Annotated in this window: 15 protein-coding genes; 8 read left to right on the forward strand and 7 right to left on the reverse strand. The window is 27.8% G+C overall.

The features are described 5' to 3' along the window. Positions 1-14 precede the first annotated feature (14 nt). Complete coding sequence (gene sufB / locus APAC_RS03410) at positions 15-1,451, reverse strand: Fe-S cluster assembly protein SufB (protein WP_130232782.1); 1,437 nt, start codon at positions 1,449-1,451, stop codon at positions 15-17. 362 nt (positions 1,452-1,813) lie between these two features. Between sufB and APAC_RS03415 the strand changes: the two genes are divergently transcribed. From APAC_RS03415 to APAC_RS03425, 3 genes are read left to right on the forward strand one after another with little or no spacing between them, the layout of a single operon-like run. Further along, positions 1,814-3,010, forward strand: a complete 1,197-nt coding sequence (locus APAC_RS03415; RefSeq protein WP_130234572.1) for a NifS family cysteine desulfurase — start codon at positions 1,814-1,816, stop codon at positions 3,008-3,010. 31 nt (positions 3,011-3,041) lie between these two features. Continuing rightward, on the forward strand, positions 3,042-4,022 hold the full coding sequence (locus APAC_RS03420) for an iron-sulfur cluster assembly scaffold protein (protein ID WP_130232783.1): 981 nt from the start codon (positions 3,042-3,044) through the stop codon (positions 4,020-4,022). A 38-nt stretch (positions 4,023-4,060) separates the two neighbouring features. Continuing rightward, positions 4,061-4,678 (forward strand): hypothetical protein, encoded by a 618-nt coding sequence (locus tag APAC_RS03425; protein ID WP_130232784.1) that lies wholly within the window; start codon positions 4,061-4,063, stop codon positions 4,676-4,678. Here the strand turns inward: APAC_RS03425 and APAC_RS03430 are convergent. From APAC_RS03430 to APAC_RS03445, 4 genes are all read right to left on the reverse strand, one after another. Beyond that, a complete protein-coding gene (locus APAC_RS03430; protein WP_170170099.1) occupies positions 4,671-6,497 on the reverse strand; it encodes an EAL domain-containing protein in 1,827 nt (608 codons plus the stop codon). The genes APAC_RS03425 and APAC_RS03430 overlap by 8 nt on opposite strands. A 77-nt stretch (positions 6,498-6,574) precedes the next feature. Continuing rightward, positions 6,575-7,018 carry a hypothetical protein gene (locus APAC_RS03435; protein ID WP_130232786.1) on the reverse strand — a complete coding sequence of 148 codons (444 nt, stop codon included), beginning with the start codon at positions 7,016-7,018 and terminating at the stop codon, positions 6,575-6,577. Further along, positions 7,019-7,477 carry a hypothetical protein gene (locus APAC_RS03440; protein ID WP_130232787.1) on the reverse strand — a complete coding sequence of 153 codons (459 nt, stop codon included), beginning with the start codon at positions 7,475-7,477 and terminating at the stop codon, positions 7,019-7,021. 95 nt (positions 7,478-7,572) lie between these two features. Beyond that, the gene (locus APAC_RS03445) at positions 7,573-8,886 is read right to left on the reverse strand and encodes a TonB-dependent receptor plug domain-containing protein (RefSeq protein WP_130232788.1); all 1,314 of its coding nucleotides are present in this window, start codon (positions 8,884-8,886) and stop codon (positions 7,573-7,575) included. A 123-nt stretch (positions 8,887-9,009) separates the two neighbouring features. Between APAC_RS03445 and argH the strand changes: the two genes are divergently transcribed. Beyond that, positions 9,010-10,401 carry an argininosuccinate lyase gene (argH, locus tag APAC_RS03450; RefSeq protein WP_130232789.1) on the forward strand — a complete coding sequence of 464 codons (1,392 nt, stop codon included), beginning with the start codon at positions 9,010-9,012 and terminating at the stop codon, positions 10,399-10,401. 47 nt (positions 10,402-10,448) lie between these two features. Here the strand turns inward: argH and APAC_RS03455 are convergent, their stop codons facing one another. Further along, complete coding sequence (locus APAC_RS03455) at positions 10,449-11,357, reverse strand: chemotaxis protein CheV (RefSeq protein ID WP_130232790.1); 909 nt, start codon at positions 11,355-11,357, stop codon at positions 10,449-10,451. Positions 11,358-11,421: 64 nt separating this feature from the next. Then, positions 11,422-12,072 carry a tRNA threonylcarbamoyladenosine dehydratase gene (locus APAC_RS03460; RefSeq protein WP_130232791.1) on the reverse strand — a complete coding sequence of 217 codons (651 nt, stop codon included), beginning with the start codon at positions 12,070-12,072 and terminating at the stop codon, positions 11,422-11,424. Between the two features lie 75 nt (positions 12,073-12,147). Here APAC_RS03460 and greA point away from each other — a divergent pair, with 75 nt between their 5' ends. From greA to APAC_RS03480, 4 genes are read left to right on the forward strand one after another with little or no spacing between them, the layout of a single operon-like run. Further along, the gene (gene greA / locus APAC_RS03465) at positions 12,148-12,633 is read left to right on the forward strand and encodes a transcription elongation factor GreA (RefSeq protein ID WP_130232792.1); all 486 of its coding nucleotides are present in this window, start codon (positions 12,148-12,150) and stop codon (positions 12,631-12,633) included. After that, entirely contained in the window at positions 12,633-13,637 is a 1,005-nt protein-coding gene (gene argC / locus APAC_RS03470) for an N-acetyl-gamma-glutamyl-phosphate reductase (RefSeq protein ID WP_130232793.1), read from the forward strand. Before greA ends, argC begins: the two co-directional genes overlap by 1 nt. Continuing rightward, positions 13,627-14,328, forward strand: a complete 702-nt coding sequence (locus APAC_RS03475) for a UDP-2,3-diacylglucosamine diphosphatase (protein ID WP_130232794.1) — start codon at positions 13,627-13,629, stop codon at positions 14,326-14,328. Before argC ends, APAC_RS03475 begins: the two co-directional genes overlap by 11 nt. Next, the gene (locus APAC_RS03480) at positions 14,325-14,858 is read left to right on the forward strand and encodes a hypothetical protein (RefSeq protein ID WP_130232795.1); all 534 of its coding nucleotides are present in this window, start codon (positions 14,325-14,327) and stop codon (positions 14,856-14,858) included. Before APAC_RS03475 ends, APAC_RS03480 begins: the two co-directional genes overlap by 4 nt. Position 14,859: the final 1 nt, after the last annotated feature.

The following is a 14,859-nucleotide window of genomic DNA, read 5'->3' on the forward strand; positions in this document are numbered from 1 at the left end:
ATAAATCCGTTGGATTAACCAACGCTTCCTTCTAATGATATATTTAATAACTCTTTTGCTTCAGCAGCAAATTCCATTGGTAACTCTTTTAAAACCTCTTTACAAAATCCATTTACAATCATTGCAATTGCATTCTCTTCACTAATACCTCTTTGATTTAAATAAAATAATTGTTCGTCCGATATTTTTGAAGTAGTAGCTTCATGCTCTATATTTGCACTAGAGTTTCTTATCTCATGATATGGATAAGTATGGGCTCTACATGTATTTCCAATCAGTAGTGAATCACACTCTGAAATATTTCTTGCATTGTGGGCATTTTTACCAACTCTAACTAATCCTCTATATGCATTTAAACCATGCATTGCACTAATACCTTTTGAGATAATAGTTGATTTTGTATTTTTACCTAAGTGAACCATTTTAGTTCCAGTATCTGCTTGTTGTGCTTTTGAAGCAATTGCAACAGAATAAAACTCACCAACACTATTATCACCTTGAAGAACACATGATGGATATTTCCAAGTAATAGCACTACCTGTTTCTACTTGTGTCCAAGAGATTTTTGAATTATCACCTTTACATAAACCCCTTTTAGTTACAAAGTTGTAAATACCACCTTTACCATTTTCATCACCTGGATACCAGTTTTGAATAGTTGAGTATTTTATTTGAGCATTTTCTAGTGCACAAAGCTCAACTACAGCTGCGTGAAGTTGGTTGTCATCTCTCATTGGTGCAGAACAGCCTTCATTATATGATACATAACTTCCTTCATCACAGATGATTAGTGTTCTTTCAAACTGTCCAGTGTTCAGTGCATTAATTCTAAAATAAGTTGATAATTCCATTGGACATCTAGTCTTTGGAGGAACATATACAAAACTTCCATCAGTAAATACTGCACTGTTTAAACAGGCAAAATAGTTATCAGTTACAGGGACTACACTTGCTAAATATTTTTGTAATAAATCAGGATATTTATTTGCAGCTTCAGAAATAGAGCAAAATATAATTCCTAATTTTTCAAGCTCTTCTTGATATGTTGTTTTAACTGAAACTGAATCAAATACTGCATCAACTGCAACACCTGCAAGTTGTTTTTGCTCTTCTAGCGGAATACCAAGTTTTTCATATGTTTTTAAAATCTCTGGGTCTACTTCATCTAAGCTATCTAGTTTTTTCTTAGGAGCAGAAAAATATGAAATATTTTGATAATCTATTTTAGGGTACTTTAAATGTGCCCAATCTGGCTCTTCCATCTTTAACCACTTAGCATAGGCTTTTAATCTAAAGTCTAAAAGCCATTGAGGTTCATTTTTTTTTGCACTTATTGCTTTTATTACGTCTTCATTAAGTCCAACAGGAAAAGTATCGCTTTCTATTAATGTTTCAAAACCAAGTTTATACTCTTGTTTTAAAACGTCGTGAATATGTTTGTTGTCACTCATAATTGACTCCATTTTTATTTATATAAGATATTTTTTGTCCTATTTTAAGATTCTACAATTTTTAGTAATTCACTAAATTGATTGTAGTCAATAGTTTATTAAAATTTATTAAATAGGATAAAAATTATCTTATTTAAAATAATAGCAGAAATATTACTTAAAATCAAATAAAAAATTTAGGAATAATTGAATATAATTATATGAATAAGTTGTTACTTTTTGAAAACTTAGACTTGTATAAAATCAAATTAAGACATATTTTATCCGATTTAGATTAGAATACGAAAAATTTTTAAAAAAGAAGTATTTTTAAAATACCTCTTAACAAGTTAAAATTAAAAAATATTAGGAATATAATTATGATGGAAGTTTATTTAGACAATAATGCCACAACAATGGTTGACCCAAAAGTTTTTGAAGAAATGAAACCATTTTTCTGTGACATTTATGGTAATCCAAACTCACTGCACAGGTTTGGTGCTGGAACTCATCCAAAAATGGTTGAAGCATTAAATTTTTTATATGAAGGTATAAATGCAGCTGATGAAGATGATATTATTATTACAGCAAATGCAACAGAGAGTATTAATACTGTTATCAAAGGTGTTTGGATTGATAAAATTTTAAATGGTGATAAAAAACATATCATCACAACTGAAGTAGAGCACCCAGCTGTAACAGCAGCATGTAGATTTTTACAGTCTCAAGGTGTTGCAGTAACTTACTTAGGTGTAAATGCTGAAGGTACTATTGATGCACAACAAGTAAAAGATTGTATCAAAGATGAAACTGCATTAGTTTCAGTTATGTGGGCAAATAATGAAACAGGAAAAATTTTCCCAATTAAAGAGATTGGACAAATCTGTAGAGATGCAGGTGTATTATTCCACACTGATGCAACTCAAGCAATTGGTAAAATTCCAGTAGATGTTCAAGATTGTAATGTTGATTATTTATCATTCTCAGCTCACAAATTCCACGGACCAAAAGGTATTGGTGGATTATATGTAAGAAAATCATGTGCTTTAACTCCATTATTACATGGTGGTGAGCAAATGGGTGGTTTAAGAGCTGGTACTGTTGATGTTGCATCAATGGTAGGAATGGGATGGGCTATGAAATTAGCTACTTCTACAATGGCTTTAGCATATGAAAAAAATCATATTTCTAAATTAAGAGATAAATTAGAAAGTGCAATTTTAGAATTACCAGACACAATTGTTATTGGAGGAACTGAAAATAGAACTCCAAATACAACATTAATATCTATTAGAGGTGTTGAGGGTGAATCTATGTTATGGGATTTAAACCAAAAAGGAATTGGAGCATCAACTGGTAGTGCTTGTGCTAGTGAAGATTTAGAAGCAAACCCAGTTATGAATGCATTTGGATCTGATAGTGAATTAGCTCACACAGGTGTTAGATTTTCTTTAAGTAGATTTACAACTGAAGAGCAAATTGATTATGCAATTGAAGTTATTAAAAATGCAGTTACAAGATTAAGAGGAATTTCAAGCTCTTATGCATACGCGCCAGCATCACATGCATCTGGTTTATAATATTTAAAGAAGATATCAAAAGGAATTAAAAATGGCAAAAAATGATTTAATTAGTGGTTCAATTTGGGATGAATATTCAAACCAAGTAGTTGAAAGAATGAACAACCCTAAACACCAAGGGGAAATTACTGAAGAAAGAGCAAAAGAGTTAAATGCAAAACTTATTATTGCAGATTTTGGTGCAGAATCTTGTGGTGATGCAGTAAGATTATACTGGGCAGTTGATGAGTCAAATGATAAAATTTTAGAATCAAAATTCAAATCTTTTGGTTGTGGTACTGCAATTGCATCTTCAGATGTTATGGCTGAATTATGTGTTGGAAAAACTGTTGATGAAGCTGTTAAGATTACAAATATTGATGTTGAGCATGCACTAAGAGATAATCCAGATACTCCAGCTGTTCCACCTCAAAAAATGCACTGTTCAGTTATGGCTTACGATGTTATTAAAAAAGCAGCAGGTGAGTACAAAGGTGTAGATATGGAGTCTTTTGAAGAAGAGGAAATTATCTGTGAGTGTGCTAGAGTTTCATTAGCAACTTTAAAAGAAGTTATTAAATTAAATGATTTAAAAACTGTTGAAGAGATTACTGACTTTACAAAAGCAGGTGCATTTTGTAAATCATGTATTAAGCCTGGTGGGCATGAAGAAAAAGATATTTATTTAGTAGATATTTTAAAAGATACTAGAGCTTCAATGGAAGAAGAAAAATTAAAAACTGCTGCTGATGCAAGTGCTTCAGGTCAAGCTAGTTTTGATAAAATGACTTTAGTTCAAAGAATTAAAGCAGTAGATTCTGTAATTGATTCTGATATTAGACCAATGTTAGTTATGGATGGTGGAGATATGGAAATCATCGATATTAAAGAAAACTTACCACACTACGATATCTATATTAGATATTTAGGTTCTTGTTCTGGATGTGCTTCTGGAAGTACTGGAACATTATACGCTATTGAGTCAGTTTTACAACAAAAAGTTGACGAAAATATTAGAGTATTACCAATCTAATTTTTAACCTATGTGATTTCACATAGGTTTTTTCTTTTATGAATAAAGCTTTAACCTTACGAATAGCAAGAGCCTTTTTATCTTTATCTATAGCTGGTATTATTATTGGCTTTTTTTTCCCTTATGATTTATATTTAGCAGTATTTCTTTTTTTACTTTTAGTTTTTAGAATTTATCAAGAATCAGATAAAAATCTATTCTCAACAAATGGGAAAATCTTAATTGCTGGTACAGTTTTAAGTGGCTTACTTGGTTCTTTTGCAGAAATCTGGGGCATAAGTAATAATTATTGGGAATATCATAATTTAGATAATAACAGACATTTTCCCTATTGGTTACCTTTTGCTTGGGCATTAACTTTTAGCTTTTTTTACAAGTTAGAAAGAGATATTTTAAAAATCACAAATACAATTTCTTTGAAAAGTAAATTGATTTTTGTAGTTTTAGTTTCAGCTATATTTCCTACATGGGGAGAAATAATTACAATTAATTTAGGGGTTTGGACTTATTATTGGGATTATCAGTTTTTTGGAGTTCCTTTATTAGCTATATTTCTTTTGGTAGTTTTTCATACATTTATATTTATTTTATTTACACTAATTTGTAAAAAATACAAAATCTCTAATCCTGTATTTAACTTTGTTTTAACTAAATAGGTTCACTAAAGTAGTAACCTTGAAACTTTTTTATTCCAAGTGATTTTACAGTTTCATATATCTCTTTAGAACTTACATATTCAGCAATTACATCAATATCAGCCTCTTTTGCAAAATTCATTATATTTTTTGCTACTAAATAAGATAACTCATCCTTATTGATTGTACTAATAATACTGCCATCAATCTTAATTGCATCAGCATTTATTTTTGAAAGATAAATAAAATTAGAGTATCCACTTCCAAAATCATCAATATAGATTTTATAAGATAGTTTTTTTAACTCCATTATAGTTTTAGTAATCTCTTCATATGATATTATTTCATCAGTCTCTACTATTTCTAAAGCGATTTTAGATGCAATATTACTAGTTTTTGCAAACTCTTTTAATATGTTTAAAATGGGTTCATTTTGTAAATCTTGTTGAGTTAAGTTAATAGAAATTTGAATATTCTCTTGGGAATTTAAAATTTTTGTTTGAATAATACTTAATAACTCTTTTGTAAGTTTAGTTGATATAAATGTGTCTTTAATTGTTGGTAAAAACTTTTCAGGAGAGTATATTTGACCATCTTTGATGATTCTAATTAAAGCTTCATAATATCTTTTTTTATCATTTTCATCCTCATTTATAATCTCTTGATAATAAACCACAACCCTTTTATCCTCAATTGCATCTTTTATATCATTTATTGTTAAAAAGTCTTTATTTCTATGATCTTCTTTGTATATCTCAATAGAGTTTCTACCTTTATTTTTGGCATTGTAAAGTGCCATATCAGCTAGTTTAAATGCACTTATAAAGTTTCTTTGTTTTTTAGGATTAAGGTTTACTCCTATTGATACGCTTAGGGAGATTCTCTCACTATTAGAGACTTTAAATTCCCTATTTTTTATTGCATTATGAATTTTTTCTACTAACTCTAAAGGATCAAATCTTTTCTCTTTTTTAATAAGTAAACAAAACTCCTCTCCCCCATATCTTACAAATATATCTTTTTTTTCTCTAATCTCATTTTTAATTCTGTTTGATATTTGAACTAAAATATCATCACCAACTACATGTCCATAAGTATCATTAACTTTTTTAAAATAATCAACATCAATTGCACAAACAATATAATCATTTAGATTGATAAACATCTCATTATCTTGAAGATAGTTTCTAGAATAAATACCTGTTAATCTATCAATATAAGATATTTTTTTAGTTTTGTAAAACTTAAATGTTTGATACATAAGTATCACAAGTAAGATTGATATTAATACCCAAAATAGTTGTAAAAATAGTTTTACTTGTGAAATCGTAGAAGAGATTTCATCAATTTTTTTTACAGAAAAATCAATGCTTAAAATCAAAGTAATATCTTCAATCTCAATAGGTTTTAAATATGTTAAAGAGAGTTCATTTATGTAATCATGTTTAATAACTTTTGATTTTTTAGTATAATAAGCTTCAATCCAATATTTTGAATCAATATCGAATTTTTGATTTATCTCAGCTTTCTCTTCACCCCTTGCAGCATCTGAAATAAATCTAAATATTTCATTTTTATCAACATAAAGTATATATGCGTATTTGATATTATTAGTTTTTAAAAGTGCTACTTTTTTATCTAATAGATTAAATAGTGATTTTTCATTTTTATTTATTTTTTGTTCATTAAGTAATAAATCTAAATCTTCTTTATTATCTAATACAATTTTTTTTATTTCATTGGCTGTATTATTTGTTATTTCAAATACATCATTTGTAGAGATCTCTAAGATTTTTGATTCAATATTTTTTTCTATATAAATAGTTGAAAAATAAGCCATTAATATTATTATAAAAATAGCAAGAAGTGAACTAAAGTATAGATTAAATCGGCTTTTTAATACAGGTTTTAAAATCATTATTTATCCACAAATCTTTTATAATCACTAGGAATTATCAAATTGTATTTTCTTGCTCTACTTGAAGATATTTTTATATTTGGTCTACTTTTAAACCAAAAAAAAGCGCCTAAAATATCACTACTTTTTTTATATGTTTTTTTATTGTCCGTAAAAAAGAATTTCCTTTTATTTTTACATTTATTTATATCAAAATCTTTTTTTATATAAATAAAATCTGCATCTTCACAATTTGAAGAAAGCTTTGAATATATTGAAAAAAAACTATTTAATTGTTCATTAGAACCAATTATATAAATCTTTGGATCAAATACAAATGCTTCTGCAATCTGACTTACAATCTTTGCTTCAAGTTCGATGATATTCGATGAGTTTTGAGGTAAATAGATGTTTTTTGACACTAAAGGCATTAAAAATAGAAGATTAAAAAAAAGAATTCTCATTTAAAATACCCACTTTAAGCTAGCTGTATAGCTTCTATTACTATTTGACATAGTTTTAAAAGAGTTATTTGCATAATCAACAAAAACTACATCCATATCATCATCTAGTAAATTATTTGCTTTAAAATCAATTTGTAGGTTTTTATCTAAATTATAAGCTAAACCAAATGACAAATTAAAACTATCATCTATTTTTAGTTTGTCATTATATTTATATTTTTGTTTATAAATAAGCTGTTCATAAAAATTAAAATCACCAAATTTTTGATAAGCTTTTATTGAACCACCCATTTTAGGGCTACCATATTTTTCAATTGAGTTAATATATCCATAGTAATTAAAATGGATTTTATTAAATTTATTAAAATACCTTTCATAATTTAGTGAAAAGCCAGTTGCATTAAAATCTTTTTCATTGTAGTTAATATAGCCAATTTCATTAGAATCAAAAACAATCATATCTTTAATCTCTAAATAGTTTAAAAAAAGTGATAGATTTTGTATTTCATCTTCATACTCTATTTCAAATGTAGCAATATTTTTATTTTCATTTTTTAGATCTTTTTTTGCTTACTTGCAAAATCAATTTCAAACATTGAAGGTGGAGTAAAAGTATTTGTTAAAAATAGTTTTAAACTATAGTTTTCATTTAGTGCTGATATATATCCAAGTCTTGATGTTAGAAAATCAAAGTTTTTAAAGCCATTATCTTTAATATATTTATCATATTTTAAATTAGCAATTAATATATTTGAGTCATTAAGTTTATAAGAGTGTTCACTTAGTATTGAGTAGATAGTTTCACTTTTGAGGTTTGAATATTTAACATCACTTTTTGTAGTATTATCAAAGTAAGTTATATCTCTTCTATTTATATCATACTCTTTGTGTTTTATTGCTCCACCTAAGTATAAAGAGTAGTTTTTAAAATCAAAAATATTTGTAAGCCCAAAGTCATATTTTCTAAATGTCAAATCTTCATCTAGCTCTTTTGGTAAATTAAAAGTATTAAAATCAACCTCAGAGGCTAGTAAAATTCCCTCTTGATTTATCTCAGTTGAGTTTTTTTCAGTTTGATTAAAACTAAAATAGACCTTTCCTAAGTCCTCATTAAAAGCCTTTGAAAACTCTAAAAAATATTGATCATATTCACTTTTTGAATAATCAGGTTCTAAATCATATGCAAGTCCAAGATAGTTTTCCTTTTGCACTTTTGTAAAACCAGAACTAAGTTTATACTCATCTTTTTTTAAAGATAAGTGAGCATATTTATTTACATTTGAGTGGCTTAACATAAATAAAAGTGAAGTATCATCAATATCATTTCCATAAACAGCAGTAGTTGAGTTTGAATTTTGTCTTGAAATAGAACTTCTTAATATACCACCTGAAACAGTATATGCTCTTTTTGTATGTAACTTTATAGTAAGTTTTGCAGGTTCATTACCTAAATGTAAGGTACTTTCTCCATAATATATTTCAATATGACTTATATGTTCCATTGGATAATTGGCATATAAAAGCCAAGGTGATAGAGTTTGAACTGAGCTTAACTCTTGATCATCTATATATAATCTCATAGATGTACTTATACTATTTGGATTTCCTGCGTAAGTTAGATTTGAAGCTCCAAAAAAGTTTGTTTGCATAGAGACTTTTGGCAATATTTTTAATATATCTTTTAGTGTCTTAACACCCATCATTTCTAAATCTTCTTGGGTAAATGATACAACATGTCCTAAAGACTCTTTTTTTGTTTTATTTGCTATTTGTTTAGAAGTTTCATATTTAAATTCATCAAGTAGAGTTTGTAAATCTTGGGCAGAGAGTATTTTTAACAAAAGAAAAAATACCAAAATTAAACGCATAAAAAACCTTAAAAATTATTAATTTTAATATTCTACTTGAATAATTCTTAAGTACTTATAATAATATCACTTATGATATAATGGCATTTTTATTTTAAGCTACATTACAATTTAGGGATATTTATGTCAAATACAAACAATCAAATTTTAAAAAATACAAATGCTCAAATATTAGATGAATTCAACGCTTCTATTATGTTTGATAAAGAGTTATATGCTCAAGATATCAAAGGAAGTATTGCTCACTCACAAATGCTTTGTGAGCAAGGTGTTTTAACTAGTGATGAACAAACTGCAATAGAAACAGGACTTTTACAAGTTAAAGAAGAGATTGAATCAGGAAATTTTGAGTTTACACTAGCAACTGAAGATATTCATATGGCAGTTGAATCAAGGCTAACTGAAATCATAGGAGAACCAGGTAAAAAACTTCATACAGCAAGAAGTAGAAATGACCAAGTTGCAACTGATTTTAGACTTTATGTTCAAGATAAATCAGTTCAATTAAAAAATCAATTAAAGCAGTTAGTTGCTACTTTTGTAGATGTTGCATCAAAACATACAACAACTTTAATTCCTGGTATGACTCACTTACAACACGCTCAACCTCTTAACTTTGGTTATCACATGCTTGCATATGCAAATATGTTTAAAAGAGATTTTGAAAGATTTGAAAGCTCTTATGAAAGAAACAACTATTCACCACTTGGAAGTGCAGCCTTAGCAGGAACTCCACATAATATTGATAGATTTTCAACTTGTGAAAAACTAGGCTTTAGCTCTCCTACAAATCATGCTATGGATACAGTTTCAGATAGAGATTTTGCTTTAGAAATCTTATTTAATATCTCAACTTGTATGATGCATATTAGTAGAATTTCTGAAGAGTTAATTTTATGGTCTTCATATGAATTCCAGTTTGTTAGAATGAGTGATGAATATGCTACTACATCTTCAATCATGCCTCAAAAGAAAAACCCTGATGTACCAGAATTACTTAGAGGAAAAACAGGAAGAGTTTATGGAAACCTAATTTCACTTCTAACAGTTATGAAAGGTTTACCACTAGCATACAACAAAGATACTCAAGAAGACAAAGAGGGTGTTTTTGATTCTGTTAAAACAGCTGAAATTTCTATTTCTATTTTAAATGAAGTTATTAAAACTATGATTGTAAATACTGATAAAATGGAAGATGCTTGTAAAATAGGGCACTTAACTGCTACAGATTTAGCAGACTTTTTAGTTCAAAAACAAAATATGGCATTTAGAACAGCTTACTATATAACAAAAGATGTTGTAGCAAAGGCAAATGAACTAGGAAAAGATATTAGTGAATTAAATATTGATGAAATTAGAAGTGCAAATGAAGAATTAAAAGATGTAAGTGAAGAAATAGTTATGTATTTAGATTTAAGAAACTCAATGAACTCTAGAAATTCATACGGTGGAACATCATCAATTCAAACAGAAAATCAAATAAAATATTTTGAGCAATGGTTAGAAAAAAATTAAGAATAAATAATTAATAAGATGAGAAGATCTCATCTTATTTAAAAGTTTTAGTGTAATAAAAATCTCTTAGTGTAGTCAAAAAGTGTTGGAATATCAGTTTTACCAACAAAACCATCAACTCCAATTTGTTTCATTTTACCTCTTACAGCATCAGTAGTCATTGATGAGTTTACAATTACAGGAATTTCACTATATAACTTGCTATTTTTTACAAAAGATGCCACTTGATATCCATCAGTTCCTGGCATTTCAATATCAGTTAAAATCATACCAACATCTTGTGGGTCTAACTCTTCAAGTCTTTTTATTAGTTGAGAACCATTTGTATAAATCTCATACTTAGCACCAGTTTTTTTGAAGAATTTATTTAATACTTCTCTAGCAACTCCTGAATCTTCAGCTGCTAAAATAACTCTATCTGAGTGTAGTTTCTCATCTACATATTTTTGAACTTCATTTTCACCATCATCAGTAAAGTGAATATCTTTTAATAACTGCTCTGCATTAAATACTGTACAAAGTTCATCTTTATCGTGAACTTTTACATAAGTTGTATATGTGATTTTAGAATTTGTCTCTTCTGTATGTCTTAATTGATCTGTTGTTTTTTCTACAATATCAAGCATATCTTTTACTAAGAAACCAATTTTTTTATGATTAAATTCACAATAAATAATAAGCTTATAATCTTTTATCTCTAAAGGTTTAACCCCTAACCAAACATCAAGATTGATAAGTGTTACAGGCTCACCCCTAATAGTTGCAATACCAGCAATAACATCACTATCTTTTGGTGTGTCATTAATTGCAACTTCTTCTGTGATTATAAACGCTTTTACTTTTGCAATATTAATCGCATATATACTATTATGACCAGTGTAAAATACAGCTAATTGTTGAACGTTTCTTAAATGACCTTGCGTCATTTGTTCAACACTACCACTAATACCGCTCATGTGAATCCTTTATTAAATCTTAAGTTATCAATTATATAAATTTTAAACTTTAAGACACTTTAAGTTATTTTTTTTGTTTCTTCAAAATTTTTTGTACAGTAACCGATGCCATCATAAGTCCAAATGAGCCAGTTACACCTTCAAAGCTTCCTTTTTCAATACAATTTGGGTTTTCAGATGAAAAAATTACTTTAAATTTTTTCTTAAAACCTTGAGCTTTTAACTCATTTCTTATTTTTCTAATAAATGGGTCATTATAAGTATCCCATATTGAAATATATTCAATTTTACTAGGATCAAATCTTTTAGCTCCACCACTTGTACTAATTACTTTTGTAAAATGTTTTTTGATTAAATGAACTTTTGGTTTAACATCATCAATTGCATCTAAAATATAATCATATGATGAAAAATCATGTTGATCAATCCACTCAGGAGTTATTTTTACATGAATTGGCGTAACATTTGGATATTTTTCTTTTAAAGCATCAACTTTAACTCTTCCAATATTACCATGACTTCCCATTTGTCTGTTCATATTTGACTCTTCGTATGTATCAAAATCAACTATTGTAATATCTGTAATTCCTGTATTATATAGTGCATCAAGTGCAAAACTTCCTACACCTCCAACTCCTAGTAAAATAAGTTTTGTATTTTGAAACTTCTCAAAAGTTTCTTCACCAAATAATTTTATAGTTCTATCATATTGCATAATTCTTCTCTTTATATAATCTACTCTTTTATTAAAATAGGATATTATATCATAAAATATATATGGGAGTTATTGATGGATAAAGAACCAATGACAAATGCCGGTTACACTAAAGTAACTAAAGAATTAGAATTTTTGAAAAAAACAGAAAGACCTGAAACAGTTATTGCTTTAGATGAAGCAAGACAATTAGGTGACTTAAAAGAAAATGCAGAATATCATGCTGCAAAAGAGAAATTAAAATTAATTGATGTAAGAATTGCAGAATTAAATGACTTAATTTCAAAAGCTATTATTATTGATCCTTCAACACTTCCTCATACAAAAGTTAGTTTTGGTTCTACTGTTGATTTAGTAGATTGCAATAGTGATGAAGAGTTTACATACTCAATTGTTGGTGGAGTTGAATCAAGTGCACAAAATGGTTTAATCTCTTTTAACTCACCTTTAGCAAAACAACTACTTGGAAAAGAAGAGGGTGAAGAAATAACTGCAACTCTTCCTGGTGGAAATAAAACTTATGAAATATTAGCAGTGTATTATAAGGAGTTAGAACTATAATGAACGTAGCAATAATTGGAGCTAGTGGTTACACAGGCTTAGAATTAATAAAGATTTTAATCAATCACCCAAAGTTTAATATCACTTATATAGCTAATTCAACTGGAAATGAAAATGTTCAAGATTTACATCCATGTTTAGCAGGTGTAATAGATGTGGAAGTTTCAAAAGCAGATGCTAGTGAAGTAGCCAAAGTTGCTGATTTAGCATTTTTAGCATTACCTCATAAGACTTCAATGTTTTTTGCAAAAGAGTTATTAGACCTTGGTGTGAAAGTAGTTGATTTAAGTGCAGATTATAGACTTGAGTTAGAAACTTATGAAAAACATTATTGTCCACATGAAGATAAAGAACATATAAAAGATTCAGTTTATGGATTACCTGAATATTATAAAAATGATTTAAAAGATGCAAAACTAGTAGCAAACCCAGGATGTTATCCTACAGCATCTCTTCTTGCTCTTTTACCATTTGTAGATTATATTCAAGAAGATTCTCAAATCTTTATTGATGCAAAATCAGGTGTTAGTGGTGCTGGTAAAAAGCTAAGTGAAGTAGCTCATTTTGTAAATTTAAATGAAAACCACCATGCATACAATCCATTTAAACACAGACATATGCCAGAGATTGAAGAAAAAGTAAAAAAAGTAAAAAATAAAGAGTTTCAAATAAACTTTGTACCACATTTACTTCCAATCACAAGAGGAATGTTAGTATCAGTATTTGCAACACTTAAAGAAGAAATCGATGTAGAAAAAGTACTTGAAGATGCATATAAAGATAGTGAATTTGTAAGAGTTAGAAAAACACCAGTTGATTTAAAATCAACAGCTGGTACAAACTTCTGTGATATTTTTGTATCAAGAAATGGTAAAGCACTATTTATAAACTCTTCAATTGATAATTTATTAAGAGGAGCTTCATCACAAGCTGTTGTAAATGCCAACATCATGTGTGGATATGAAGAGGGTGAAGGGATTCCTAAAATAGCTTATGTTCCATAATATAAAATATGATGCTATTTTTGTAGCAGATTCTCACTACAACCAAAATCACCAAGAGTTTTTGACTTTTTTAAAAAAGTTAAACTCTGGTGAAATCACAGCAACTCAACTTATACTAATGGGAGATAATTTTGATTTTATCTCAGGTGAGTGTAAATATTTTATAAAAATAAATCAAGAACTAATTGATATTTTAAATATTTTGTCTCAAAATATAGAGATACTTTATTTAGAGGGAAACCATGATTATAATATGCAAGTATTATTTCCAAATATCAAAGTGATAAAAAGAGAAAATCAACCATATATTTGTAAAACACAAGATGGCAAAAGTATAGCTTTATCCCACGGTGATAATTTTATCGATTGGAAATATGATTTATATTGTTCTATTATTAGAAACTCTACTTTATTAAAGTTTTTAAATATTTTAGATTTTAATTTCTCTATTTCAAAAAAAATAGAAAATGCACTTCTTGGAAAAAGTATATGTCATGATATGAAGAATTTTGAAGAATTAGTGAAAAAAAGAGTGAAAAACTATAAAACTGATTTAATCATAGAAGGACACTATCATCAAGGTAAGAGTTATAATATTGATAATAAATTTTATGTAAATATCCCGTCATTGTGCTGTTCAAAAGAGTTTTCAAGATTTACAAAGGATGGATTTAAAAAGGAAAGTTTATGATAAATACAATTTTAGTAGTCATAATTTTACTTTTAGTTATCATTTGTTTGATTTTAGTCTATTTGCTAATGAAAAGTAAAACTACTATTTCATATAAATATGAACCTACAGATAATAAAGAAGAATCATTTAATTTAGTATTTCATAACAATATAGAAAAAAGTGATTATCATCTTTTGGTAAAAACTTGCATGCTTATATTTGATTCTTATAAAGCCTTAGACTATAAAAATAGTGATGAAAAGGTACTAGCTCAAATAGAGTGGCACTCATGGCAAGTCTCTTTGCTATTATCTTTAATCCAAAAAAATGGACAACTTTTTTTACCTGATTTAAAAAATCATATCCCTTCTACTATTTTACAAATGCCAAAAGAGAGTGTAGAGTTCGAAATAAATAGAATCAAAAAGAAGTATTATGAAAACGTAAATATAAGTAAAAATAGAGATCAACTTAGTAAACATGTGATTTGGAGTGTAAAAGAGGTTTCCTTGATTTTTTATTATTTAACCTTTTCTCGAAATTCTTGAC

It is taken from the genome of Malaciobacter pacificus (assembly GCF_004214795.1).
Lineage (GTDB): Bacteria > Campylobacterota > Campylobacteria > Campylobacterales > Arcobacteraceae > Malaciobacter_A > Malaciobacter_A pacificus.

Excerpts from the sequence above, each read along its gene's own strand:
- APAC_RS03475 (WP_130232794.1), top strand. The coding sequence starts at position 13,627 with ATGTTCCATAATATAAAATATGATGCTATTTTTGTAGCAGATTCTCAC.
- argC (WP_130232793.1), top strand. The coding sequence starts at position 12,633 with ATGAACGTAGCAATAATTGGAGCTAGTGGTTACACAGGCTTAGAATTA.
- APAC_RS03480 (WP_130232795.1), top strand. The coding sequence starts at position 14,325 with ATGATAAATACAATTTTAGTAGTCATAATTTTACTTTTAGTTATCATT.
- APAC_RS03420 (WP_130232783.1), top strand. The coding sequence starts at position 3,042 with ATGGCAAAAAATGATTTAATTAGTGGTTCAATTTGGGATGAATATTCA.
- APAC_RS03440 (WP_130232787.1), bottom strand. The coding sequence starts at position 7,477 with ATGATTGTTTTTGATTCTAATGAAATTGGCTATATTAACTACAATGAA.
- APAC_RS03435 (WP_130232786.1), bottom strand. The coding sequence starts at position 7,018 with ATGAGAATTCTTTTTTTTAATCTTCTATTTTTAATGCCTTTAGTGTCA.
- argH (WP_130232789.1), top strand. The coding sequence starts at position 9,010 with ATGTCAAATACAAACAATCAAATTTTAAAAAATACAAATGCTCAAATA.
- APAC_RS03430 (WP_170170099.1), bottom strand. The coding sequence starts at position 6,497 with ATGGCTTATTTTTCAACTATTTATATAGAAAAAAATATTGAATCAAAA.
- APAC_RS03455 (WP_130232790.1), bottom strand. The coding sequence starts at position 11,357 with ATGAGCGGTATTAGTGGTAGTGTTGAACAAATGACGCAAGGTCATTTA.
- sufB (WP_130232782.1), bottom strand. The coding sequence starts at position 1,451 with ATGAGTGACAACAAACATATTCACGACGTTTTAAAACAAGAGTATAAA.
- APAC_RS03460 (WP_130232791.1), bottom strand. The coding sequence starts at position 12,072 with ATGCAATATGATAGAACTATAAAATTATTTGGTGAAGAAACTTTTGAG.
- APAC_RS03425 (WP_130232784.1), top strand. The coding sequence starts at position 4,061 with ATGAATAAAGCTTTAACCTTACGAATAGCAAGAGCCTTTTTATCTTTA.
- APAC_RS03415 (WP_130234572.1), top strand. The coding sequence starts at position 1,814 with ATGGAAGTTTATTTAGACAATAATGCCACAACAATGGTTGACCCAAAA.
- APAC_RS03445 (WP_130232788.1), bottom strand. The coding sequence starts at position 8,886 with ATGCGTTTAATTTTGGTATTTTTTCTTTTGTTAAAAATACTCTCTGCC.
- greA (WP_130232792.1), top strand. The coding sequence starts at position 12,148 with ATGGATAAAGAACCAATGACAAATGCCGGTTACACTAAAGTAACTAAA.